Source organism: Gammaproteobacteria bacterium (assembly GCA_034522055.1).
Taxonomy (GTDB): domain Bacteria; phylum Pseudomonadota; class Gammaproteobacteria; order JAABTG01; family JAABTG01; genus JAABTG01.
The window spans coordinates 600,172-622,552 of the sequence record JAXHLS010000006.1 but is presented as its reverse complement, the minus strand read 5'-3'; the positions used below and the strand labels follow the sequence as shown (position 1 = coordinate 622,552).

The 22,381-nt window shown below is 65.5% G+C and carries 23 protein-coding genes, 1 tRNA gene and 2 pseudogenes; 6 read left to right on the top strand and 20 right to left on the bottom strand.

Annotation, left to right across the window (positions count from 1 at the left end):
* Window positions 1–9: 9 nt before the first annotated feature.
* The 6 genes from dmpH to U5S82_21645 are packed head-to-tail and all read right to left on the bottom strand — an operon-like array spanning window position 10 to window position 5,913.
* The gene (dmpH, locus tag U5S82_21670; GenBank protein MDZ7754172.1) at window positions 10–798 is read right to left on the bottom strand and encodes a 2-oxo-3-hexenedioate decarboxylase; all 789 of its coding nucleotides are present in this window, start codon (window positions 796–798) and stop codon (window positions 10–12) included.
* Window positions 795–1,853 carry a 4-hydroxy-2-oxovalerate aldolase gene (dmpG, locus tag U5S82_21665; GenBank protein ID MDZ7754171.1) on the bottom strand — a complete coding sequence of 353 codons (1,059 nt, stop codon included), beginning with the start codon at window positions 1,851–1,853 and terminating at the stop codon, window positions 795–797. The genes dmpH and dmpG overlap by 4 nt, the downstream gene beginning before the upstream one ends.
* Before the next feature lie 11 nt (window positions 1,854–1,864).
* Window positions 1,865–2,773 (bottom strand): acetaldehyde dehydrogenase (acetylating), encoded by a 909-nt coding sequence (locus tag U5S82_21660; protein MDZ7754170.1) that lies wholly within the window; start codon window positions 2,771–2,773, stop codon window positions 1,865–1,867.
* A gap of 26 nt (window positions 2,774–2,799) precedes the next feature.
* Window positions 2,800–3,585, bottom strand: a complete 786-nt coding sequence (gene dmpE, locus U5S82_21655; protein ID MDZ7754169.1) for a 2-oxopent-4-enoate hydratase — start codon at window positions 3,583–3,585, stop codon at window positions 2,800–2,802.
* A gap of 4 nt (window positions 3,586–3,589) precedes the next feature.
* Window positions 3,590–4,435, bottom strand: a complete 846-nt coding sequence (locus tag U5S82_21650; protein ID MDZ7754168.1) for an alpha/beta fold hydrolase — start codon at window positions 4,433–4,435, stop codon at window positions 3,590–3,592.
* The gene (locus U5S82_21645) at window positions 4,435–5,913 is read right to left on the bottom strand and encodes a 2-hydroxymuconic semialdehyde dehydrogenase (protein ID MDZ7754167.1); all 1,479 of its coding nucleotides are present in this window, start codon (window positions 5,911–5,913) and stop codon (window positions 4,435–4,437) included. The genes U5S82_21650 and U5S82_21645 overlap by 1 nt, the downstream gene beginning before the upstream one ends.
* 161 nt (window positions 5,914–6,074) lie before the next feature.
* On the opposite strand from U5S82_21645, the gene U5S82_21640 reads away from it, so the two are divergent.
* Window positions 6,075–6,785, top strand: coding sequence for a GntR family transcriptional regulator (locus tag U5S82_21640; protein ID MDZ7754166.1), 711 nt, complete (start codon window positions 6,075–6,077; stop codon window positions 6,783–6,785).
* A 703-nt stretch (window positions 6,786–7,488) separates the two neighbouring features.
* On the opposite strand, the gene U5S82_21635 is transcribed toward U5S82_21640, so the two are convergent.
* The 5 genes and pseudogenes from U5S82_21635 to U5S82_21615 all read right to left on the bottom strand — a co-directional run bounded on the left by U5S82_21635 (window position 7,489) and on the right by U5S82_21615 (window position 11,553).
* Window positions 7,489–8,850, bottom strand: a complete 1,362-nt coding sequence (locus U5S82_21635) for a mercuric reductase (GenBank protein MDZ7754165.1) — start codon at window positions 8,848–8,850, stop codon at window positions 7,489–7,491.
* Window positions 8,851–9,066: 216 nt separating this feature from the next.
* Complete coding sequence (locus tag U5S82_21630; protein ID MDZ7754164.1) at window positions 9,067–9,684, bottom strand: TPM domain-containing protein; 618 nt, start codon at window positions 9,682–9,684, stop codon at window positions 9,067–9,069.
* A gap of 60 nt (window positions 9,685–9,744) precedes the next feature.
* On the bottom strand, window positions 9,745–10,506 hold the full coding sequence (locus tag U5S82_21625) for a TPM domain-containing protein (GenBank protein MDZ7754163.1): 762 nt from the start codon (window positions 10,504–10,506) through the stop codon (window positions 9,745–9,747).
* Window positions 10,506–11,123 (bottom strand): LemA family protein, encoded by a 618-nt coding sequence (locus tag U5S82_21620; protein MDZ7754162.1) that lies wholly within the window; start codon window positions 11,121–11,123, stop codon window positions 10,506–10,508. Before U5S82_21620 ends, U5S82_21625 begins: the two co-directional genes overlap by 1 nt.
* Before the next feature lie 301 nt (window positions 11,124–11,424).
* A pseudogene (locus tag U5S82_21615) lies at window positions 11,425–11,553 on the bottom strand (YjbQ family protein).
* Between the two features lie 519 nt (window positions 11,554–12,072).
* Here U5S82_21615 and U5S82_21610 point away from each other — a divergent pair.
* Window positions 12,073–12,273, top strand: a complete 201-nt coding sequence (locus U5S82_21610) for a UPF0175 family protein (GenBank protein ID MDZ7754161.1) — start codon at window positions 12,073–12,075, stop codon at window positions 12,271–12,273.
* Between the two features lie 214 nt (window positions 12,274–12,487).
* Here U5S82_21610 and U5S82_21605 read toward each other — a convergent pair.
* Both U5S82_21605 and amrS read right to left on the bottom strand, forming a co-directional pair.
* Window positions 12,488–12,564: transfer RNA gene (locus tag U5S82_21605), tRNA-Met, on the bottom strand.
* A gap of 88 nt (window positions 12,565–12,652) precedes the next feature.
* Complete coding sequence (amrS, locus tag U5S82_21600; protein ID MDZ7754160.1) at window positions 12,653–13,768, bottom strand: AmmeMemoRadiSam system radical SAM enzyme; 1,116 nt, start codon at window positions 13,766–13,768, stop codon at window positions 12,653–12,655.
* A gap of 85 nt (window positions 13,769–13,853) precedes the next feature.
* On the opposite strand from amrS, the gene amrB reads away from it, so the two are divergent.
* Complete coding sequence (amrB, locus tag U5S82_21595; protein MDZ7754159.1) at window positions 13,854–14,639, top strand: AmmeMemoRadiSam system protein B; 786 nt, start codon at window positions 13,854–13,856, stop codon at window positions 14,637–14,639.
* Window positions 14,617–15,207 (top strand): AmmeMemoRadiSam system protein A, encoded by a 591-nt coding sequence (gene amrA, locus U5S82_21590; GenBank protein MDZ7754158.1) that lies wholly within the window; start codon window positions 14,617–14,619, stop codon window positions 15,205–15,207. The genes amrB and amrA overlap by 23 nt, the downstream gene beginning before the upstream one ends.
* Window positions 15,208–15,239: 32 nt before the next feature.
* Here amrA and U5S82_21585 read toward each other — a convergent pair whose 3' ends face one another.
* Window positions 15,240–16,178: a pentapeptide repeat-containing protein gene (locus tag U5S82_21585; protein MDZ7754157.1), complete on the bottom strand. Its 939-nt coding sequence runs from the start codon at window positions 16,176–16,178 to the stop codon at window positions 15,240–15,242.
* 220 nt (window positions 16,179–16,398) lie between these two features.
* Between U5S82_21585 and U5S82_21580 the strand changes: the two genes are divergently transcribed.
* Both U5S82_21580 and U5S82_21575 read left to right on the top strand, forming a co-directional pair.
* Window positions 16,399–17,718, top strand: coding sequence for a flagellar hook-length control protein FliK (locus tag U5S82_21580; protein ID MDZ7754156.1), 1,320 nt, complete (start codon window positions 16,399–16,401; stop codon window positions 17,716–17,718).
* Complete coding sequence (locus U5S82_21575) at window positions 17,715–18,002, top strand: EscU/YscU/HrcU family type III secretion system export apparatus switch protein (protein MDZ7754155.1); 288 nt, start codon at window positions 17,715–17,717, stop codon at window positions 18,000–18,002. Before U5S82_21580 ends, U5S82_21575 begins: the two co-directional genes overlap by 4 nt.
* Window positions 18,003–18,006: 4 nt before the next feature.
* Here U5S82_21575 and U5S82_21570 read toward each other — a convergent pair.
* The 6 genes and pseudogenes from U5S82_21570 to U5S82_21545 form a co-directional block, all read right to left on the bottom strand.
* A pseudogene (locus U5S82_21570) lies at window positions 18,007–18,102 on the bottom strand (MazF family transcriptional regulator).
* Window positions 18,075–18,284, bottom strand: coding sequence for a hypothetical protein (locus U5S82_21565; GenBank protein ID MDZ7754154.1), 210 nt, complete (start codon window positions 18,282–18,284; stop codon window positions 18,075–18,077). Before U5S82_21565 ends, U5S82_21570 begins: the two are co-directional and overlap by 28 nt.
* A 209-nt stretch (window positions 18,285–18,493) precedes the next feature.
* Window positions 18,494–18,994, bottom strand: coding sequence for a hypothetical protein (locus tag U5S82_21560; protein MDZ7754153.1), 501 nt, complete (start codon window positions 18,992–18,994; stop codon window positions 18,494–18,496).
* Window positions 18,995–19,128: 134 nt separating this feature from the next.
* Window positions 19,129–21,435, bottom strand: a complete 2,307-nt coding sequence (gene mrcB / locus U5S82_21555; protein MDZ7754152.1) for a penicillin-binding protein 1B — start codon at window positions 21,433–21,435, stop codon at window positions 19,129–19,131.
* Between the two features lie 122 nt (window positions 21,436–21,557).
* Complete coding sequence (locus tag U5S82_21550) at window positions 21,558–21,956, bottom strand: DUF2802 domain-containing protein (GenBank protein ID MDZ7754151.1); 399 nt, start codon at window positions 21,954–21,956, stop codon at window positions 21,558–21,560.
* 13 nt (window positions 21,957–21,969) lie between these two features.
* Window positions 21,970–22,179, bottom strand: a complete 210-nt coding sequence (locus tag U5S82_21545; GenBank protein ID MDZ7754150.1) for a hypothetical protein — start codon at window positions 22,177–22,179, stop codon at window positions 21,970–21,972.
* Window positions 22,180–22,381: the final 202 nt, after the last annotated feature.

Genomic DNA, 22,381 nt, shown 5'->3' with positions numbered 1-22,381 from the left:
CCCCCGTCGTCAAACGAAGCGCATGGATACGCTGCCGAGGCCCTGGTAGCGGACGTTGATGGCATCCCCCGCCGCCACCGCCACCGCGGCGGTGATGCCGCCCGTCAGGATCAGGGCGCCCTCCGGGATCACCTCGTCGCGCTCGGCCAGCATGTTGGCCAGCAGCACCACGCTGTTCACCGGATGGTTGAGCACCGCCGCCCCGGCGCCCAGCTGCACGATCTCGCCGTTCTTCTCCATCACCACGCCGAGGGTGGGCAGGTCCACGTCCCCCAGCCCCGCCATGCGTCCCCCCAGCACGAAGCGGGACGACGAGGCGTTGTCGGCGATGACGCTCACCAGGTCGAAGCGGAAGTTCTCGTAGCGGGAGTCGATGATCTCCACCGCCGGCAACACGAAATCTATGGCGGCCAGGGCCTGCCCCATGTGGCAGGGCCCCCGCAGCTCGTACTTAGTCACCACGGCGATCTCGGCCTCCACCTTGGGATGGATGAGATCGGAGGTGGCGATCTCGCCGCCCTCGGGGCGCTCGAAATAATCCGCCAGGAAGCCGTAGATGGGGGTCTCGACGCCCATCTGCTTCATCTTGGCGCGGGAGGTGAGACCGGCCTTGAGGCCCGCCAGGTGGGTACCCCGTTCGAGCTTGCGGCGCCGGATCGCCCACTGGATATCGTAGGCGTCCTCGAAATCGAGGTCCGGATAGTTGTCGGTGATCTTCACCACGTCCCGGGCCTCCAGCTCGGCACTCTCCAGGTACGCCGCCAGTTCCGCCACCACCTCCGGAGACACCGTGGTCATGCCATGTCCCCCGGCTCCACCTCGGCCATGGCCTCGTTGCGGGCCCGGGACAGTTCCAGGGCCACGTCTTCAATCATGTCCTCCTGGCCGCCGATCATGCCGCGTTCGCCGAGGGCCACGAGCACGTCACGGGCCTGGATGCCGTAGCGCTTCTCGGCCCGCTTGGCATGGAGCAGGAACGATGAATAAACCCCGGCGTAGCCCAGGATCAGGGAATCCCTGTCCACCCGCACCTGGTGCTCCATGAGGGGCACCATGAGGTCTTCGGCCACGTCCATGATCTTGAAGAGATCGATACCGTGCTCCACCCCCATGCGGTCCAGCACGGCGGCGAACACCTCCAGGGGCGTGTTGCCGGCGCCGGCCCCCATGCCTGCCACCGAGCCGTCGATGCGGCTGGCCCCGGCGTCGATGGCCGCCATGGAGTTGGCCACCCCCATGGCGAGGTTGTGATGGCCGTGGAAACCGATCTCCACCGCCGGATCGATTTCCGCGCGCAGCAGCCCGATGCGGGCGGTGACGTCATCGGGCAGCATGTAGCCGGCGGAGTCCGTCATGTAGACACAGTTGGCGCCGTAACCCACCATGAGTTGCGCCTGCTCCAGGATCTTCTCCGGGCCCACCATGTGGGACATCATGAGGAAGCCCACCGTGTCCATGCCCATGCTGGCGGCGTAGCCGATGTGTTGCTCGGACACGTCGGCCTCGGTGCAGTGGGTGGCCACGCGGATGGTGGCCACACCGCAGTCCCGGGCCATCTTCAGTTCCTCCACGGTGCCGATACCGGGCAACAGCAGGGCCGATACCCTGGCGTTCTTCATCCGCGGGATGACGGCGCGCAGGTATTCCTCGTCGGTATGGGCGGGGAAGCCGTAATTCAGGGAGGCCCCGGCGAGGCCGTCACCGTGGGTCACCTCGATGAGGGGCACGCCGGCCTCGTCCAGGCCCGTGGCCACCCGCACCATGTCGTCGATGGAGAACTGGTGGCGCTTGGCGTGCATGCCGTCGCGCAGGCTCATGTCGTGCAGCGTTACTTTCTTACCCTTCAGGTCCATAGCTCTGCTCCTCAGGCGACTTGGGGCTCGAGCACCAGCGAGCCGTCGATGATTTCCTCGGCGAACATCTCCGCGGTACGCAGGGCCGCCGCCGTCATGATGTCCAGGTTGCCCGCGTACTTGGGCAGGTAATCCCCCAACCCGCTCACCTCCATGAACACCGATACCCGGTTGCCCTCGAACACGGGGCCGTTACGCAGGGTGTAGCCCGGCACGTACTTCTGCACCTCCTTCACCATCTCGTGGATGGAATCGGTGATGGCCTGCTGGTCGGGCTCGTCCTGGGTCAGGCAGTGGATGGTGTCCCGCATGATGAGGGGCGGCTCGGCGGGGTTGAGGATGATGATGGCCTTGCCGCGCTCGGCACCGCCCACGCCGGAGACCGCCCGCGCGGTGGTCTGGGTGAACTCGTCGATATTCTTGCGGGTGCCGGGGCCGGCGGACTTGGAGGCCACGGTGGCCACGATCTCCCCGTAAGCCACCGGCTGCACCCGCGACACCGCCGCCACCATGGGAATGGTGGCCTGGCCGCCGCAGGTCACCATGTTGACGTTGAGTTCCCGCTTGCCCACGTGCTCCTTGAGGTTCACGGGCGGTACGCAGTAGGGACCAATGGCCGCAGGCGTGAGGTCGATCATCATGGCGCCCTGGGCGATGACCTTTTCGGAGTTGTCTTTGTGGACATAGGCCGAGGTGGCGTCGAAGCAGATCTGGATGTTGTCGTCACGCATGTGGGGCACCAGGCCGTCCACCCCTTCATGGGTGGTCTTGAGCCCGAGCTTGCGGGCCCGTGACAGGCCATCCGACTTCGCGTCGATGCCCACCATCCACACGGGATTGACCCGGTCGCTGCGCAACGCCTTGTAGAGCAGATCCGTGCCGATGTTGCCGGAACCAATCAATGCTGCATTCACTTTCATGAGAACTTCCTCGCTCGAATCCGATGTCAGGTGAAGCGTACCGAGGCCGATCCGATACCGCCGATGGCCACCCGCATGTGGTCCCCGGGCTTCACCGGCTCCAGGGGCACCAGGGAGCCCGACAGGATCACCTCACCGGCCTTCAGGGCGATGCCGAAGCGACCCAGGGTGTTGGCCAGCCAGCTGACACAGTTCACCGGCGAGCCCAGCGCCGCCGCGCCGGCGCCGGTGGACAGGAGATCACCGTTCTTCTCCACCACCATGCCGCAGGTGGCGAGATCCACCCGCCGCGGATCCACGGCCCGATCCCCCAGCACGAACAGCCCGCAGGAGGCGTTATCCGCCACCGTGTCCTGGATGCGGATCTTCCAGTCGCGGATACGTGAATCCACGATCTCGAAGCACGGCATGACCGCCTCCGTGGCCCGCAGCACATCGGCGTTGGTGACGCCGGGGCCGGCGAGATCGCGCTTGAGGATGAAGGCGATCTCGCCCTCCGCCCGGGGCTGAATGAGTTCGGAGCCGATGGGCACCTCGTCGCCATTGCTGTAGACCATGCGGTCCGTCAGGTAACCGAAGTCGGGCTGGTGCACATTCAGCATGTTCTGCACCGCCTTGGAGGTGACGCCGATCTTCTTGCCGATGATGGTCTCGCCATCGGCCTGGCGGCGCTCCACCAGGCGCAGGGAGATGTAATAGGCGTCCTCGATGGTGATGGCACTCTCGCGCTCGGTGAGTGGTTCCACCATGCGGCGCGCCCGCAGGGCGCCGTAGAGTTCATCGCCCAGCTCTTTTATCCGTTGCTGTTCCAACTCGTTATCTCCCCTCGTCCGCGGTCAGGAAATCGCTTACCAGGCGATTGAAACGCCCCGCATGCTCGATCTGGGTCCAATGGCCGCAGCGCCCGAACAGGTGAAGCTGGGAGCGATCGGTGATGGCAAACAGGGCCTGGGAGACCCCCACCGGGATGATGAGGTCCTCCCGGCCGTGGATGATGAGCATCTCGTGGTCCAGGGCCCGGATGTCCTCCTCGGCGCTGGCCAGGTGGTCCACCCAGCGCTGGCGCGGGGCCGGAAACATGGCACTGAAGGCCTCCTGCACGCCCTCCCTGGAGGCCGCCCGAAAGCGCAGCTCCGCCAGCTCGTCGCTGACCAGGGAGCGGTCATAGGCGAACAGGTCGAGGAGACGGCGCATGTTCTCGATGGACGGCTCGTAACCCCAGGTGGCATCCAGGCCGTTGGTGAGGTCGAAGGGCAGGCTCACCGCGCCCATGAGGACCATCCGCCGCACCCGCCGGGGATGGCGGATGGCGAACTGCAGGGCCAGGGAGCCACCGTAGGAATTGCCCACCAGGTCCACCCGGGGCAGGTCCAGGGCATCGAGGAAAGCCAGCAGATGCCCGATCCACAGATCCATGTCGTAGGCGTTGTCGGCCGGGCGCTCGGTGAAACCGAAGCCGGCCATGTCCGGGGCGATGGCCCGCAGCCCCTTGGAAATCACTGGCAGGTTGAGCCGCCAGTTGGCCCAGGCACCCACTCCCGGTCCCGAGCCGTGGATGAACACGGCGGGGAAACCCTGGCCCATGTCGTGATAGTTGGTGGCCAGCCCGTCGGCCCTGACGGTGCGGCCGATCTCCGGGTCGTCGGTAGTCGGGGTACTCACTACAGCTTCACGCACACGTTCTTGAGTTCGGTATAGAACTCGAGGGAGTAATGCCCGCCCTCGCGCCCGATCCCCGACATCTTCATGCCACCGAAGGGGGTGCGCAGGTCGCGCAGGAACCAGCTGTTGGTCCACACGATGCCGGCGTCGATTTGGGCAGCCACGCGGTGCAGGCGGGTGACGTTCTCGGTCCACAGGGCCGAGGCGAGGCCGTACTGGGTGTCGTTGGCCATGGCGATGACCTCGTCCTCGTCATCGAAGGGGGCGACATGGCAACAGGGGCCGAAGATCTCCTCCTTGACGATGGCCGAGTCCTCGGTGAGACCGGTCCAGATGGTGGGTTGGATCCACCAGCCGGCGGCCAGGTTGCCGGGCATGTCGGGCATGTCGGGCATGTCGGGCACGCCGCCCCCGGTAACCACGGTGGCGCCCAGTTCCTCGGCCTTCCTGTAGTACGACAGCACCTTGTTGCGGTGCTCCTCGCTGATGAGGGGGCCCATGGTGGTGGCGGGGTCGTCCCAGGCACCGAGGCTCATGTTCTCCGCACCGCGCTTCAGGCGCGCCACGAACTCGTCGAAGATGGGCCGTTCCACGTAGACCCGCTCGGTGCCCAGGCACACCTGGCCGCAGTTGGCGAAGGCCGAGCGCAGGGTGCCCTCCACGGCCTTGTCCAGGTCGGCATCGGCGAACACGATGCCGGCGTTCTTGCCCCCGCACTCCAGGGAGATGTCCCGCAGGCCCACGGCGGCGGCCTGCATGATGTGCTCGCCCGTCACCGTCTCGCCGGTGAAGGTAATGGCATCCACCCCCGGGTGGCTGGTGAGGAAGGCGCCGGCGGAATCGGGACCGAAGCCGTTCACCACGTTGTAGACACCCGGCGGCACCCCGGCCTCGTTCATCACCTCCCCCAGCAGGGTGGCGGTGGAAGGCGTCTCCTCGGAAGGCTTCACCACCACGGTGTCGCCGCACGCCAGGGCCGGGCCCACCTTCCACGTCATGAGCAGCAGGGGCAGGTTCCAGGGACATACGACGGCGATGACCCCCTTGGGCTGGCGCAGGGCGTAGTTGATGGCACCCGTGCCGTCGGGGGTATCCATGACGAAGGTCTCGGTGCCGGCGTTCTTGATGGTGTCGGCGAAGATCTTGAAGTTGGCGGCGCCGCGAGGGATATCGATGTGGCTGGCCAGGGACTTGGGCTTGCCGGTGTCCAGGCACTCGGCCTCCAGGAACTCGTCGAAGCGGGCGTTGATGCCATCGGCCACCTTGTAGAGGATGGCCACCCGCTCGTTCACGGACATCCGCCCCCACTCCCCCTTCAACGCGCCGCGGGCGGCGGTCACGGCCGCGTCCACCTCATGGCGACCGGCCTCGTGAACCATGGACAGGGTGCGCCCGTCGGCGGGGCACACATTGGGAAAGGTCTTGCCCGACGTCGCAGCGACATACTCTCCGTTGATGAAGTTCTTAATCTCTTTCATGTGGTGTACCTTCTCCCGAGCGATGGCAGGTCGCCCCTCGGACTGCGCCCTGCACCAGAGTCATAAAACCAAGCATAACGGGTAATGCTCGATAATCAATACTTTTGTCGATATTTTTTACTATACTCGATTTAAATCGCCTAGCGGAAGGAACGCAGAAGATGGAAGCAGTCTCAAACCGGGCCGATGTCAACGGCCGCTCGCCGGCCCGCACCCTCACCGATGCCGTCTATCGCCGGCTCCGGAACGACATCATCCACGGCCGCCTGGAGCCCGGCAGCAAACTGCGCATCGAAGCCCTGCGCCAGCAGTACGAGGTGGGGGCGACACCCCTGCGGGAGGCCCTGAGCCGCCTCACCAGCGAGGGCTTCGTCACCTCCGAGGGCCAGCGCGGTTTCCGGGTCACCGAGGTCTCCATGGCTGATCTCATGGACATCACGAACATGCGCATCACCCTGGAGGGCATGGCCCTCGCCCAGAGCATGATCAAGGGTGACGATGCGTGGGAATCCAACGTGGTGGCGGCCTTCCACCGGCTGACCAAGGTGGAGCTGGCCCCGGAGCCGGACCTCATCGACTGGGAGGCCCGCAATGCCGAGTTCCACCTGGCCCTCATCTCGGCCTGTACCTCGAGCTGGCTGCGCCGCTTCTACGACGTGCTCTATGACCAGCACAAGCGCTACCGCAACATGGCCCGGCTGGCCCATAACGTGCCGCGGGACATCCACGGCGAGCACATCGCCATCAAAGAGGCCGCCCTGAAAAGAGATGCCAAGGCGGCCCTGGCGGCCAACGAGCAACACATCCGCCGCACCGCCGAGGTCTGTGCCCCTGCCTTGGCAGAGATCATGGCCAAGCGGGCGAACGCCTGAGGCGATACGGCAAAAAACCGGTAACCGCGAAAGACCGAAATTGCGCGAAAGAGACAACCGCTTATTGTCGTTCGGATGTGAGCTGCCTGCCTCAGCCTTGTCGAGGCCTCCGGCAGAAGTGGTGTGGGGCAGACCGCCACCGGCGAAGGGTGGAAATCCTCCGACGGTGAATACGTCACCGTGCTGCCTCCTTAGTTCTTGATCTGGCTCGTTAGCAGAATTCGTGGGTGTAGAGAGGAGAATTTCCTCTCGCCAAGTCGCCAAGAGCGCCAAGTTAGGATCATCCTTGACACTGAATGCTTGACACTGAATGCCGTTCGTCTTGCCCCCGGGGCCGCGGGATATTGAGCACCCTCGACACAAGACAGGCTTGGTAAGGCCCATAATCTCAGTGCTCTGTGCCTGAAGTGCCTCCGTGAGAGATAGTACTTTTTGATCAACAGCGAACAGGCCACGAATACAACGAAAAACGATAAGCTGAAGCTTTCTTGGCGTTCTTCGCGTTCTTGGCGAGAGCCTGTTATTCGTTGCGGAAAAACCCCGCCAGCCGCCCGGAAAGATGCCGAGGCTGATGAGCACCAGACGGCAGCGGCCAGACCTGGAAATGGCCTCTAGGTCCGGCATGGGGGCTCGTAGTTCACGGCGTGGACCACCGCGGCGCGACCGTCGCCGCCTAGACGCAGGATGAGAGTAAAAACTTTAACTACCCGATGGGCTCCAGGTTTTCGAATACGTATGGCATCAGTTCCGAGACGGTTGGATGGACCAGAACCGCCTTTTGAAACTCCGTGTAGGGGAGGTGAGTGTACATCCAGGAGGCGAACATGTTGATCACTTCGTCTCCGCCGGTTCCGAAGACGGTCGCTCCCAGAAGTTGCCCGGTCTTCGCGTCCACAAGCACCTTAACCAGTCCGCCGGTCTCGTCCTTTTCCCGGGCGCGATTGATGCTGCTCATCGCCATGGTACCCTTGAGTATCTCCCGGCCACTCTGCTTCGCCTGGATTTCACTCATGCCGACTCGGCCCATGGGAGGATCGATAAACATGGAGTAGACCGGGATGCGGTCACTCTGACGCCAGTTCTCTCCTTTGAGATTCTTAACGATAATCTGCCCGTCGTGAACGGACGTGTGGGTAAAGGCGCCACCGCCGTTGACATCGCCCACCGCGTAAATGTGGGGGGTGGTCGTCTGGAGATACTCGTTTACCCTGATAAAGCCCGGCTCGTTTACCTCAACGCCGGCGGCGGGTAAATTGAGCGCCTCTGTTAGGGGAACCCGCCCGGTAGCAAGGAGAATATGGGAGCCGGTGATTGCTCTCTTCTTGCCGCCCACCGTTGCACTCACCGTCACTCCGCCCTCCGGGGAAACCGACTCCACCTGCACGTTGTGCAGAATCTCTATCCCTTCGCCGGTGAGGATCCGGCTCGCTTCCGCCGCGACGTCCTCGTCCTCCCGAGACATGATTCGGGGACCGCGCTCGAGAACGGTAACCTTGCTACCGAAACGACGGAAGATTTGGCTGAACTCGAGACCCACGTAGCTGCCGCCCACGACGATGAGATGTTCCGGCAATTCGTCGAGACTGAGAATGCCCTTGTTGTCGAGGTAGTCCACGCTTTCGATACCAGGGATCGGGGGAATTCGGGCGGTGGCACCGGTATGGATGTAGATCGTCTCTCCCCAAATCGTCTCGTCCCCCACCTGTACTTCATGAGCGCCCGTAAACTTCGCCTCGCCTTTGTAGAAGTCGGTGGCCTCCCTGAGCCACTGCTCGAAGCCGGTGCTGGAACTCTCCCGGTTCTTCTTCTGCCGCTCCATCACCTTAGCGAAGTTGATTCTGAACTCGGAAACTTCGATGCCGAAATCTCCCGCCCGGCCAACCATATGCGCCACCCGGGCCCCGGCGACAAGGGTCTTCGTGGGTGTGCATCCCCAATTGACGCAGGTGCCTCCGACTCGCTCCTTTTCCACGGTCGCAACGGACTTACCCATCTCGAGAAAGACCGAAAGCATAGTTCCCGTCGCCTGTCCCGTTCCGATCAAAATGACGTCGTAGTTCTTCATGCCGTTCTTCTCCTCGCTACTGCTGGATCCTCTTCTCTATGTTTGCGGCAGCTCCGGTTTGGTCGGCCACCGGACGCAAGCTAACCCCCGAGGGTTCTGTTGAGATTGTACGCCGCGCTTATGAGCACCAGGTGCGTAAACGCCTGGGTCAGCCACTCATCGGTTATCAGGGTGTCGAGTAAAGACCACGAGGCAGCCATCTGGCCGCCGTCGTGGTTATGGCAGGATCACCAGGTGATTGGGCAGTTCGTTGCGTTCGTGGGTGGCGGGTACGTGCTCTTTCAGGAGCTTGCCGCAGGCAGCAATGCAGTCGAGAAATCCCTGCCGGGTCTGGCCCTGGCGCACCCTGGCAGTAAAGTCCGCCACTATGTCTTCCCATACCGAGTCGTCCAGGACGTCAGCAATGCCCTGGTCCACCAGGATCTCCACATAGCGCTCCGCCTCAGAGACGAAGATCAGCATGCCGGTGGCGCCATCGGTATGATGCAGGTTCTGCTCCAGGAACTGCCGCCGCGCCAGGTTGGAGGCCCGCCAGTAACGCACCTGCCGGGGAATCAGGCGGGTGTTGATGCCGGGCACTCGGAACAGCAAGCTGAGCAGAATGAAAGTACCCCACTGCACCAGCAACAGCATGTCGGCACCGAACCAGCCGCCGAAGTAATTGCCAATACCCGGCATCAGCAACGCCAGGATGCCGGCCCAGAGTAAGGGGATATAGGCGTAGTTGTCGGACTGGGCCGTCAACACGGTGACCAGTTCGGCGTCGGTTTGCCGTTCCACCTCGTTGATGGCAGCGGTAACGGCTTCCTGATCCCTTTTGCTTAGTAATGTCATGATTCTGTGGTTCTCATTGTCAGCTAAGGGAGTTCAGCGCCCGCGAATACCAATGCGGAGTTACCAGCCACCGGAGGCACCGCCACCGCCAAAGCCGCCACCGCCGCCGCCAAAACCACCACCACCGAAGCCGCCACCGCCACGACCGCCCATGGCGGCACCAAGCAGAGCCGCGCCGACCAGGGCAGCGCCCCCGCGCCCACCACGGCCACCGCGACTGCCAATAAAGAACACCACCGCCAGCATGCCGATAAACATCAGCCCCACCAAGCCGGCATCGGGCTTTTCCTGGGCTGCACGGGGCTGCTGACCCTGGGGAACCGCCATGGGCTTGCCGCCAAGCACCTGGATCATGGCGGCGGCGCCGTTGACGATACCGGCCTGAAAATCCCCCTGACGGAAAGCCGGGGTGATCACGCGATTGATGATGACAGAGGAGTCGGCATCGGTGAGCCGGCCTTCAAGGCCATAGCCCACTTCTATGCGAACCTCGCGTTCATCCCGCGCCACGATCAGCAGGGCGCCGTTATCCTCGCCCTCCTGACCGATACCCCAGTGCCTGCCCAGCTGATAGCCAAAATCCTCTATCGGAAAACCCTGCAGGTTCGGCAAGGTGACCACCACAACCTGTTCGGTACTGGCCTGCTCGTGAACCTGAAGCATCTGGCTCAGGCGCGCTTCCACTTCCGGAGAAAGCATCTCCGCCTGGTCCACCACGCGACCAGTCAGTTCGGGAAACTCCGGTGTAGACTGGGCCCAAACGGTGGCCGGGAGCAGCAGCAGTAACGCCAGCAGCAGACTTCGGCGGAGCAACGCAGCCATCAGAATTGCACTGCCGGTGCGTCTTCCGCATTTTCCGTGGTGGCTTCAAAGTTGGCGCGAGGCTCTAGATCGCTATACAGGAGGCTGTGCCAGATTTTCCCCGGGAAGGTACGCAGTTCGGTGTTGTAGCGCTCCACCGCCTGAATGAAATCCCGCCGCGCCACGGCAATTCGGTTCTCCGTGCCTTCAAGCTGTGACTGCAAGACCAGAAAGTTCTGGTTCGACTTCAGGTCCGGGTAACGCTCGGACACCGCCATCAGGCGGCTCAGGGCGCTGCTCAGCTCACCCTGGGCCTGCTGGAACTGCTGCAGCTTCTCGGGATTATTGAGAATGCTCTCGTCCACCTGGATCGACGTGGCCCTGGAGCGCGCCTCAATGACCGCCGTCAGGGTTTCCTGCTCCTGGGCCGCGAAACCCTTGACGGTTTCCACCAGGTTGGGAATCAGGTCGGCGCGGCGCTGGTATTGGTTTTCCACCTGGGCCCAGGCGGCGGTGACTCTCTCATCATACGTGGGAATGTTATTGATCCCACAGCCACTGAGTAACAAAACCAGCGCCATCAGCGACGTCAACTGCCAGAACGTCCGTTGTTGAAAGGGTTTGTGAAGGATTCCCATAGTGCTCTGTGCCGTAGGTGGTTGCATGAAGAAGGGGAGATGCCCGGCCCGTAGGCGGAAGCATCGAACTACGCTTAACGTGAAAGTCGCGAAGCACGAACTCACCCTCTCCCTTTGGGAGAGGGAACGAACAAGGCGATACGCGCTCTTCCTTCATCATCTTGGACGGCGCGTATCGCCATGAGAGTTAGGTGGGGACAAAGCTACTGTTTTCAAGCTAGTGAGTGTTTATGTGCGCATGCAAAAATTCGCTTACTTTTGCTTATCCTGCCAGCTTGGTTCACCGCCGGCAATACAACCACTACCACTGCCCCTGCAAGGTAGCCACAACGCGCGCGCCATCAGCCCCGTCCCGGTGCTCGCGCAGGTAGATGCCCTGCCAGGTGCCCAATGCCAGCCGGCTGCCGGTTAGGGGGAGGGTCAAGCCGCAGGGAGGCCGAGCCAACAGAAACCACTCACCTGTCCGCCGAGCACACCAGATAGACATGGTCCGGTCGCTCCATCAGGACCGGGATGAGATTGGCCAGAGGGCTGGCCTCCTACATCGCAAATCGTACCCCCCCGGTAGGAACCGAGCCCCCTCGGCGATTCATCCATGGAGCCGAGCCCCCTCGGCGATTCGTCTTCTAGAGGGTGAACGATTCTCATACCGCCAAACGGCCAGCCCTCGCCGGACGGGATTGGGGGAGCTGCCGGGCCGAATCCGCCACGCCATCATCGACGGGCCGCCGCCGCGGGCCACAGGCCGGCCGCGGCGGGCAATGGTCTGCCCCACCCCAGGGCGGTGGGCGGCAGGCCGAGCCCATGGGCGCAGTCCCGGCGAAGGCCGAACCTCTCGATCAGATAGGGTGTCGCGGCAGGCTCGAGGTGACGGCGCAGGCTCTAGTTGACCCGCGTTCCACGGCTCGCAATATAGCAAGGCTTCGCCGCCGGGCCGATCATCACAAGCTTGGGGCGGCCTGGAGACGATGCCCCGCCCCTGGCGCCGGCCGCCGTGCAATGGTACAGCCAGGGCCGTATCTCTCAGGAGGCAGCGGCCGAGATCGCCGGCTTGGATCGCACCGATTTCCTGCTGGCGCTGGCACGCTTGGGCAAGGACTCGTTCAGCGTGGATTTCGAGGATTTGGACCGCGAGCTGGCGCGTGGCTGAACCGCAGACGGCAGCTGCCGCGATCATCGACGCCTCCCCGCTGATTTTCCTCACCCGCAGCCGCCATCTCGATCTGCTGCACTACTTTGCCCGTGAGGTCTGGGTGCCGGGGCAGGATTTGAACCTGCGACCTTCGCCGGGGTTGCCAAGCCTGAGCCCGGAGACAAAGCAAAACGCCCCTGGGCCGGCGTGGCCCAGGGGCGTCTTTGGAAGGTGGTAGCGGGGGCAGGATTTGAACCTGCGACCTTCGGGTTATGAGCCCGACGAGCTGCCAGACTGCTCCACCCCGCACCTGAAGTCCATAAGAATACTCCGATTAACTTTCGCCATCAACCATGCTCAACCTTTCATTTCATGGCAGAACACCCCGGGCTGGACCTCATGGCCGGAAGTCCGCCAGCCGCACGGGTTGGCGCCGGGAGCCCCACTGGCCGGGCTCGGCCTCGAAGACGCCGGCGCAGGGCGTGCCGCAGCGCTTACAGCGGCCGTCCGCCGTGAGGTTCCATTCAGACAACTCGTACCAGTCCCGGCCGATGAGACGCTGGCCGCAGCCGTGACAATAGGTGCTCTCGCCGGCCTTGTCGTGGACATTACCCGTATAGGCGTAGCGTACGCCGTTGGCGAGGGCGATCTCGCGGGCCTGCTCCAGGGTGGACAACGGGGTCGGGGGTATGTCCATCATCTTCCAGTCGGGATGGAAGGCGGTGAAATGCATGGGCACGTCCGGCCCCAGTTCCTCGACTACCCAGCGCGTCATCTGGTCGAGTTCCTCCGGGGAGTCGTTCTCGCCCGGGATGAGCAGGGTGGTGAGTTCCATCCACACGTCGGTGTCGTGCCTGAGGTAGCGCAGGGTGTCCAGCACCGGCTCGAGGCGGCCGCCGCACACCCGGTGATAGAAGCGGTCCGTGAAGGCTTTGAGGTCCACGTTGGCGGCGTCCATGTGCTGGAAGAACTCCCGTCGCACCTCTTCGGCCACGTAGCCTGCGGTGACGGCCACGGACTTGATGCCGACCTCATGGCAGGCCCGGGCGGTATCCACGGCGTATTCGAGGAAGATCACCGGGTCGTTGTAGGTGAAGGCGATGCTGCGACACCCGAGGGCCCGCGCGGCGCTGGCCAGGGTCTCGGGTTCTGCCTGGTCCATCAGGGTGTCCAGCTCGCGGGACTTGCTCATGTCCCAGTTCTGACAGAACTTGCAGGCCAGGTTGCAGCCGGCGGTGCCGAAGGACAGCACCGGCGTGCCGGGCAGGAAATGATTGAGGGGTTTCTTCTCGATGGGGTCGACGCAGAAGCCGCTGGAGCGCCCGTAGCTGGTGAGCACCACCTGGTTCTCCACCCGGGCGCGCACGAAGCACAGGCCGCGCTGGCCCTCGTGCAGCTTGCAGTAGCGGGGGCAGACATCACACTGGATCCGCCCGTCCTCGAGTTCGTGCCAGAACCGGGTGGGCACCACCCCCGGATCATTCAATCTGATCTCGGCTGCCTCTGTGGTCATTCTTCCTGCTCCTACGCAACACTCCTGCGAAGTGGTTGTCTCTATCTATAATTTTAGTAGGCATGTACAAGATGGGAATTGCGTTATGACAATCCAACGACAGCCGGCCGTGGCCGGCACCTTCTACACCGCAGATCCCGATGAGCTGCGCCGCACCGTGGAGGGCTATCTGGCCGCGGCCGGGGCCGACGGCACGCCCCCCAAGGCCCTGGTGGCGCCCCACGCGGGTTATGTCTATTCAGGCCCCGTGGCCGCCCGCATCTATGCCCGCATCGCCCCCCTGGGCAAGACCATCCGGCGGGTAGTGCTGCTGGGACCGAGCCACCGCGTGCCCTTCCGGGGCATCGCCCTGTCGAGCGCCGACGAATTCGTGACACCCCTGGGGGCCGTGGCGCTGGACCGGGCGGCCATGGACGAACTCGCGGATCTGCCCTGGGTGGGCGTCCTCGACGAGGCCCACGCCCAGGAACACAGCCTGGAGGTTCATCTGCCCTTCCTGCAGACCCTCCTGGAGGACTTCACCCTGGTACCGCTGGTGGTGGGGGAGGCCTCGGCGGAGCAGGTATCCGAGGTGCTCAAACGCCTGTGGGGCGGGCCGGAGACCCTCATCGTGGTGAGTTCCGACCTCAGCCATTTCCATGACTACGCCACGGCCCGCGCCATGGACGGTGAGACCTCGGAACTCATCGCCTCGCTGGGCTCCACCCACATCGACGGCGAGCACGCCTGCGGCTGCCGGCCCCTCAACGGCCTCATCCTCACGGCCCGGGAGAAGGGCCTCAAGGGAGAGATCGTGGACCTCAGGAACTCCGGGGATACCGCCGGCCCGCGGGACCAGGTGGTGGGCTATGGTGCCTATGGATTCGCCTGAAGGGCTCACAACGGCACAGCGGGAGACCCTGCTGGGGGTGGCCCGGGATGCGGTGTCCCATGGCCTGGTGCACCACGCGCTCCTGGCGCTGAGTGCTGCCGACTTCGAGGAGGCCCTGCGGGCACCGCGGGCCACCTTCGTCACCCTGGAATCGGACGGCCGCCTGCGAGGCTGCATCGGGACCCTGGAGGCGCGCCTGCCCCTGGTGGAGGACATCGCCCGCCACGCCTATGCCGCCGCCTTCGAGGATCCGCGCTTCCCGCCCCTGGCGCCGCACGAGGCGGCCAGTCTGGACTATCACATCTCCATCCTGAGCCCGCCGGTGCCCATGGACATCCGGGACGAGGCGGATCTCGTGGCGCAACTGCAGCCGGAGGTGGACGGCCTCATCATCGAGCAGGGGGGGCGCCGGGCCACCTTCCTGCCTTCGGTGTGGTCTTCCCTGCCCGCACCACAGGACTTCGTCGCCCATCTCAAGGCCAAGGCCGGGATACGGAACGGCGATACGGCCCCCCTGAAGGCCTGGCGCTACCATACCGAGGGTTTCGGCAGCCACCGTGAGGCCTGACACGACCCCACCACAGGATATCGGGCCACGGCTCATTCCCCGGCGGGGGCCACCACACGGCACTCTCCCACCGAATCCCGGCCACAGGTACGCCCATCGGGCCATACGGCGCCGGACAGAAGGGTGCCCGTGATCACGGCGCCGCCGAGCCGTGCGTCCCTGAGGTTCGCATAACTCAGATCGGCCCCCGTGAGATCGGCATTGGTGAGATCCGCAGCCGTGACGGTAGCCCCTTTGAGATCCGCGTGGCTGAGGTCCGCATAACTCAGGTTGGCCTTGGCGAAATCGGTGTACGCCAGATCGGCGGCCCGCAGATTCGCGTTGAGGAGGTCCGCGTCGCGCAGCCTGGCGTTGCGGATACGGGCGCCCTCCAGTTCCGCATCACGGGCCTCGAGCCCGTCCATGGTGCAGTTGTTCCAGTTGACCCCGGGTGCGGGTGGCGCGCCGCAGTCGGGCGTATCCTTGACGGTCGCAGGGCCCAGCAGGAAGCCCAGGGCCACCAGGCCGGCGACCAGGATCACGGCGGCGGGCGCGATCCAGCGCCAACTCCTGCGCTCCATCTCCGAGCCCGACCGCAGGGTATCCAGCAGGGCGGCCTTCTGGCGCCGGTGGCGGATCACCGTCTCGGGCTCCTCGCCGCGGCGCTCCGGCCGGCCGGGCCGGCGCTGCTCCACGCCCTCGGCGAGGGACTCTTCGATATGCCGCCGGTCGTGGCCGCTGCGCTCGTCCTCGCGCTGGCGCAGCATGCGCTGCTCTGTGCTGGTGGCACTCTCCTTCACCGCCGGGGGCACCAGGCTCGGAAATTCTGCCACCTTGTGCCACTTCTGCTGGTCCTGGCTTACCTCGTCGCTCGGGTGGACGCGACCGAGCACGACATATTTGGCAATCTGGGAGGCGGGAAACGGTCCCTTCACGGTGGTACCGCGGCGCACGTACCAGAGGGTAGCCGGGTTGGAATTCGATTCAGCCATGGGGGCGCATTGACGATAGCGTAGTCAGGGTAATGGTTGAGGTATGTAATGAAACTGCCAAGTGATCTCTCTCCCAATGTTAGTATGGGCCGTAAACGACGCGCGGGCTCCATCATCGCGCCGCCCGCACTTCACGGCAACGTCCCGGGATGCCCCGCAGGAGCCCCCTATGCCGCTGGTCGACCCTTCCCCTAAACCCTCGATCTTGGGCTAGCCTCGGGTGGATATCGCCAATCCAGTCAATAGAGGCAACGCCATCCTCCTGGCGTCCGCCCGGGCGGTCGTCCAGCGCTTCCAGGTAGGACAGATCCTCCAGGCCATGGTGGTGTCTGCAGGTGGCGGCCGGGCCGTCCTGGATCTCAACGGCCAGCGCCTCGGGGCCGCCACCGACGTTGCCCTGCGCCAGGGCCAGGCCATCGAACTCCAGGTGGAACGGGCCCGCAATCCGGTAGTGCTCAAGGTGCTGCCCGAGGCCCGGGGCCAGGCCGAGGTGGAACGCCGTGCCTTACGTAGCTCGCTGCCCCGCCAAGCGGCCATGGCCCCGTTGCTGGCCAACCTTCAGACCGTGGCCACTGCGACACCGGGGATCCCTCGCCCACCGGCCAATCCCCTGGTGGCCGATGCCGCCAGCCAGTTACTCCAATCCCTGCCCGGGCCGCGCCAGATGACCAGCGCCGAGGGCGTCCGGGAGGCCTTGCGACACAGCGGCACCTTCTTCGAGGCCGGGCTGCGCCATGCCGCAGAGGGCGTACCACCGGCTACCCAGCGGGACCTCAAGGGACAGCTGTTGCGCCTGCTGGCCATCCTCACCCGTGCCGCCCAGCCGGCAACGCCCCCGGCCCGAGGGGGGACGGAGGGGCGCCCGGCGGCCCAGGGCACACCGCCCACCACCCGGACGGCGGCGGAACCGCAGCCGCCACGGCCCGAGGGCACGCCGCGCGGCCGCCCGGAAACTGCAGCCCCTACGCCTACCCGAACCGATCCGGGCCCGCCTCCCATGCGAGGCCAGACTCCGCCACCCCAGCCCCCTGCCCAGCCCTCCCTCACGGCGAACTCGACGTCCGAGCGGGTAACCAGCGAGCTACGCCAACAGACGGAGAGCGCCATCCACCGGCTGCAGATCCATCAGCTGAACAGTCTGCCGGCAGAGGATGGGGCGCGCCTCAACTGGTCCATGGAAGTGCCCGTGCGCCGTGATGACGGCACCGACATCTTCTCCCTGCGCATCGGCCGCGACCAGGCCGGAGCGGGGGATGATGGCGACACCGAAGCCTGGACGGTGGAGATCGGCTTCGAACTGGAGGAACTCGGTGCCCTCAGCGCGCGCCTGACCCTGCGGGGGGGGCGCCTCTCCGCCGTCCTGTGGGCGGAAGAAGCCACCACCGCCGGCACCATCCAGTCCCACCTCGGCGAGTTGCAGGCGGAACTGGAAGGCGCCGGCCTGGATGTGGCCCGCCTCGGCATCTTCGCCGGCCGTCCTCCCGGGACCACCCCCGATGGCGGTCACGGCCCCGCCCGCCTGCTGAGCATCACCGCATGACCGAAAAGCGCAAGGGACTGCCGTCGGCCGTCGCCCTTCAGTACGACGGCCGGGCGGCGCCGCGGGTCACGGCCAAGGGCCGTGGCAAGGTGGCGGAGCATATCCTGGAGTTGGCGGCCGAGGCCGGCGTCCCCGTGCAGGAGGACCCCGAGTTGACGCTGCTCCTGGCCCAGGTGGAACTGGGTGACGAGGTGCCCCGGGAGCTGTATGTGGCCGTGGCCCAGGTCATCGCCTTCGCCTATCGCCTGTCGGGCCGGGAGCCGCCGCCGCGTGCCGACAACTGACGGCATCGGCGATCAGGAGTGCCGGGCGAAATTTGCTGCGACTGAGATCCGAAAAGGGAAATGGCAGAACGACTACTTGTCCGGCTGCAAATGCATCCATGCTTCTTCCTCTTCCGATTTGAGCCAATCCTCGGCCAACGCGGCTTCGGCCAGCAAGGCCGTTTCGTCGGTGGGAGGCGTCAGCAAGGTTAGCAATGCCCGCCCAACCGGAAGGCGCGACATCGGCTCGACCGGTTGAATATGCCCTGTGCTGTCGATTTCGACTTCGATGGTTTGCAGCATTGCTGGCTCCAATGTTTCCGTGCGTCCGAGCATAGTACATCTGTTCCGGCTTTTGACGTGCTTCACACCCGGGGCGATTCGGCGCCAGTAACTGATTTATGACAGATTACAAATGTCCTACGAAGGCTCCGTTGCCGAGTGGTCTCCCGGCACGAGAGTGTCGACAGGGGTCATAGAGGTAATGGCGCCCTCCCCGGGAAACCCCGGTTTCAGGGCGCGACTCGCCGGGCCCGCGCCGCGGCCTCCTCGGCCTGGGGGATCCTGCCCCGCGCCTCCTCCGCCTGGGCGATGAGGCGCCAGTTGTCCCGCTGCAGCCCGGGCCGTCCCGCCGCCAGGGCGTTGGAGCGCTGGGCCATGGCCACCGCCTCGGGGTATTGCTGGCGGAACAGCTTGATGAGGGCCAGGCGGTGCCAGATCATGGGGTTCCTGGACTCGATGCGCACGGCGCGCTCCAGATTGGCCTCCGACAGGTCGAGCCGTCCCTGACCCTCGGCGTCACGGGCCTGCTCCAGCAGGGCGACCACCGCCGGTGAGGTGGGTGCCGCCGGCTGGGGGGCGGGGAAGCGGTCTCCAGCGGCGCCCGTCCGCTCGGCCGGCATGCCCCGCTCCTCCACCTCCGCCGGTGGCGCGGGCTCGGCTGCGCCGGTGGCTGTCGAGGGACGGCCACCGCCGCCGCGGTCCTCCACCGGCACGGGGGCCGTAGGCGTCACGCCGCACCCCCCCATCCCCAACACGGCCATCAGAATGCCGCAACCGAGGCCTGCGACCAAACCTTTATTTTGTTTTATATACATGGTCTTATTTCGTTTATCTCATTTAAATTACCAGGTTCGTATCGGAGGGTTCACGGCCACCATGAGTCCTCCTCCCCGCCCGGGCAGGGCGCGGCCGGCGGGCGCAATGCGGCGAGAAACGGCAAGCGTTCATCACCGCCACACGCTGCCGGAAGCCGGACCCGCCGGTCCATGTCAACGGCGTGCCAGGCCACATCCTCCGGCGTCGCCCCCGGCCAGGAGGCGGCATCCAGGCGGGCCATGAGCCCACTCCAGATCCACAACGCCCCCTGGGCGCCGGTGAGGCGGGCCGGCTTGTTGTCGTCCCGTCCCACCCACACCACCGCCTGGAGGTCGTCGCCGAAACCGGCGAACCAGCCGTCCCGCAGGTCGTTGGTGGTTCCCGTCTTGCCCACCAGACGCCGGCCGGGGCCGAGGCGCGCCGCGGCGGAATGGGCCGTGCCGCGTTCCACCACCGCCGCCAGGAGACTATTCACGATATACACGGGGCCCGGCTCGAAGGCCTTTTCCACGGACAGCCGATAACGGTTAAGGGCCCGGCCCTCGGCGTCCGTGATCTCTCGGATCGCCCGCAGGGGCATGCGGAAACCGCCGCTGGCCAGGGTATGGTAGAGGTGAGCCACATCCACCGGCGCCATGTCCACCGCCCCCAGCAACAGCGAAGGGTACAGGGGGATCTCCTGCTCCAGGCCCAGGCGCTCCAGGGCCCGCGCCACCTTGGGCAGGCCCAGGGCCATGCCCAGGTTCACGGTGGCGAGGTTGTAAGAGTGGATGAGGGCCTCGGCGAGCGCCACGGTGCCGTGTTCCTTCTGGTCGTAGTTGCGAGGCTGCCACACCTCGCCCCGGGGGGCCGTGATCTCCACCCGCGTGTCGTCCAGGGGGCTCAGGACATGATAGCCGCCGTTGCGCTCGAGAGCAGCGAGATAGACGCCCGGCTTGACCAGGGAGCCGATGGGGCGCCGGGCATCCAGGGCGCGGTTGAAGGCCGCCATCTCCGGATCCCGCCCCCCCACCATCGCCAGCACCTCGCCGCTGCCCGGATGGGTGACCACCACCGCACCCTGCAAGACCTCGTCCGCCAGCCCGTAGGCCTGCTCCAGACGCGGCAGGCCCCGGCTCAACGCCTCCTCCGCCCGCGCCTGTACCGTGGTATCCAGGGTCGTGAAGATGCGCAGGCCCGCGCTCTTGAGGTCCTCGTCGCGGTAGTCGCGGCGCAACTGGCGGCGCACCAGGTCGATGAAGGCGGGATGGGGCGAATCCTGGAGGCGGCTGCCATCGGCAAGCCCCAGGGGACGTGCGGCCGCCCGTGCGGCAGCAGTCGCCTCCACCACGCCCTCGCGCGCCAGGATGCCCAGGATCTGATCGCGCTTGTCCCGGGCCCGCTCGGGATGGCGTCGCGGGTCGTAGTAACTGGGCCCGCGCACCATGCCGATGAGCAAGGCATGGTGGGCCAGCTCCAGTTCCTCAAGAGGACGACCGAAATAGAAACGCGCCGCCAGGCCGAAGCCGTGGATGGCACGCCGCCCCTGCTGGCCCAGGAACACCTCGTTAAAATAGGCCTCGAGGATCTCGTCCTTGTCGTAGCGCAGCTCCAGCAACAGGGCCATGAACATCTCGTTGACCTTGCGCGTCAGGGTGCGCTCGCGGCTGAGAAAATAGTTCTTCACCAGCTGCTGGGTCAGGGTGCTGCCACCCTGTACCGTGCGGCCGGCACGCAGGTTGGCCCACAGGGCGCGGGCGATGCCAAAGGGGTCGATGCCGTGATGGCGGGCGAACTTGCGGTCCTCCACCGCCTGGATCCCCGCCACCAGTATCTCGGGCACCTCCTCGAGACGCACCAGCACCCGGTCCTCGTGATGGGCCGGATAGATACGCCCGATCTCCCGCGGCTCGAGGCGGGCCACCGCCACCGGGCGCCCCCCGTCGCCGGTGAGGCGGGCTATACGGTCGCCGTCCAGCTCCAGGGTGAGGCGGCCTGGCGCCTGGCGGCCGTCCCAGAAATCGAACTCCCGGGTGTAGATGGTGAAGCGGCTGCCGCTACGCTCGAACTGACCCGGCCGCCGTGCCCGGGACACGTCCTGATAGCCCAGATCGCGCAACAGTCGCTCCATATGGGCCGGGGCCATGGCCCGGCCGGCATAGAGTTCCACCGGCTGGGCATAGATGCGCGCCGGCAGGGCCCAGCGCCGGCCCTCGAATTCACTGCGTATGCGGCTGTCCAGCCAGGCCAGCTGGAGCATCAGGCCGACGCCCACCAGCACCGTCACGGCGCTGGTGAGCTTGATCCAGGGAAAACGCCGGGCCGCGGGCCGCCGACCCTTGCGAGGGGAGCGTCTTTTTGTCCGGGACTTCGCCATAACCGCCGTATTCTACCAGCGGTGCCGGGGCCGGCGGGCGGTTATTCTCTGGGGGTTTCATACGGCCGGAGCCGGCGGACCCTTGGCCGGGGCGGCGGCCGTCAGCGCCGCGCGATCAAGGGTCAGTTGAGATGTCGTCCCGCGGGGGTGTGAAGGCGCCTCAACAGCTCCGCCTCCCCGGGCTCGAGGCCGAAGGTATCGACCAGTTCCTTCTGATCCGCGCCGTTACGGGCTCTCTCGATGGCCTGGCGATAGAGCCGGCCCTGGGGTTCGACGCCGTCGAGATCATCCAGGCGATGCTGGGCCCCCCTCATACGCTGCTCCATGGCCCGCAGGCTGTCCCCCAATCCCCGCGCTCCGGCACACAGGGCCTGCAGGGTGCGTTCCTGATCCCGGATATGACGGCCCTGCTCCGCCACCCTGCGCGTCAGACGGCGCAAGCGGTGAGCGGTGACGAGCAGGGCGATGACCATCACCAGCAATCCTGTCAGTGCTACCGCATCGGGCAGATCAATCACCATGCGTCTTCTCTCCTCAGGCGTACTCGTCCACATGACCGCCCTTGTCGCCGTCATCGTCATGGCCGTCATCGGGGGGCGGCGGTGCCTGCCGGTGAGCCGGCGGGCGTCGATGCCTCCGGCGCCGCCCCTCCTCCGGTACGCCGCGGGAACGGTCCGTATCCTTGTGGATGGGCACCACCGGATAAACCGTGCCCAGGGGATGGATGTCCCGGGATTCAGCCACGGGTCCCGCCGGCAACGGTTGCCCGCACCCTGGCCATCAACCGGACCCACCCCACGATCATCCCGTGGCACGCAATCCCCTTGGCCCTCTCCCGCAACGCCAACATTCTGGCGACCCTCGCTTTACCCTATGGTCAAAGCATAGAACATGCCAGGGGCAGCGACTGGAGCGGCTCATTAGACAGGGATTCGTGGCGACGACG

What these genes read in the sequence shown, in the direction of transcription:
- amrB (MDZ7754159.1), top strand. Translation starts at nt 13,854, where the DNA reads ATGACAATCCAACGACAGCCGGCCGTGGCCGGCACCTTCTACACCGCA.
- U5S82_21575 (MDZ7754155.1), top strand. Translation starts at nt 17,715, where the DNA reads ATGACCGAAAAGCGCAAGGGACTGCCGTCGGCCGTCGCCCTTCAGTAC.
- mrcB (MDZ7754152.1), bottom strand. Translation starts at nt 21,435, where the DNA reads ATGGCGAAGTCCCGGACAAAAAGACGCTCCCCTCGCAAGGGTCGGCGG.
- U5S82_21645 (MDZ7754167.1), bottom strand. Translation starts at nt 5,913, where the DNA reads ATGAAAGAGATTAAGAACTTCATCAACGGAGAGTATGTCGCTGCGACG.
- U5S82_21625 (MDZ7754163.1), bottom strand. Translation starts at nt 10,506, where the DNA reads ATGGCTGCGTTGCTCCGCCGAAGTCTGCTGCTGGCGTTACTGCTGCTG.
- U5S82_21660 (MDZ7754170.1), bottom strand. Translation starts at nt 2,773, where the DNA reads ATGAAAGTGAATGCAGCATTGATTGGTTCCGGCAACATCGGCACGGAT.
- amrS (MDZ7754160.1), bottom strand. Translation starts at nt 13,768, where the DNA reads ATGACCACAGAGGCAGCCGAGATCAGATTGAATGATCCGGGGGTGGTG.
- U5S82_21565 (MDZ7754154.1), bottom strand. Translation starts at nt 18,284, where the DNA reads ATGCTGCAAACCATCGAAGTCGAAATCGACAGCACAGGGCATATTCAA.
- U5S82_21640 (MDZ7754166.1), top strand. Translation starts at nt 6,075, where the DNA reads ATGGAAGCAGTCTCAAACCGGGCCGATGTCAACGGCCGCTCGCCGGCC.
- U5S82_21630 (MDZ7754164.1), bottom strand. Translation starts at nt 9,684, where the DNA reads ATGACATTACTAAGCAAAAGGGATCAGGAAGCCGTTACCGCTGCCATC.
- U5S82_21620 (MDZ7754162.1), bottom strand. Translation starts at nt 11,123, where the DNA reads ATGGGAATCCTTCACAAACCCTTTCAACAACGGACGTTCTGGCAGTTG.
- amrA (MDZ7754158.1), top strand. Translation starts at nt 14,617, where the DNA reads ATGGTGCCTATGGATTCGCCTGAAGGGCTCACAACGGCACAGCGGGAG.
- dmpH (MDZ7754172.1), bottom strand. Translation starts at nt 798, where the DNA reads ATGACCACGGTGTCTCCGGAGGTGGTGGCGGAACTGGCGGCGTACCTG.
- U5S82_21550 (MDZ7754151.1), bottom strand. Translation starts at nt 21,956, where the DNA reads ATGGTGATTGATCTGCCCGATGCGGTAGCACTGACAGGATTGCTGGTG.
- U5S82_21635 (MDZ7754165.1), bottom strand. Translation starts at nt 8,850, where the DNA reads ATGAAGAACTACGACGTCATTTTGATCGGAACGGGACAGGCGACGGGA.
- dmpG (MDZ7754171.1), bottom strand. Translation starts at nt 1,853, where the DNA reads ATGGACCTGAAGGGTAAGAAAGTAACGCTGCACGACATGAGCCTGCGC.
- U5S82_21585 (MDZ7754157.1), bottom strand. Translation starts at nt 16,178, where the DNA reads ATGGCTGAATCGAATTCCAACCCGGCTACCCTCTGGTACGTGCGCCGC.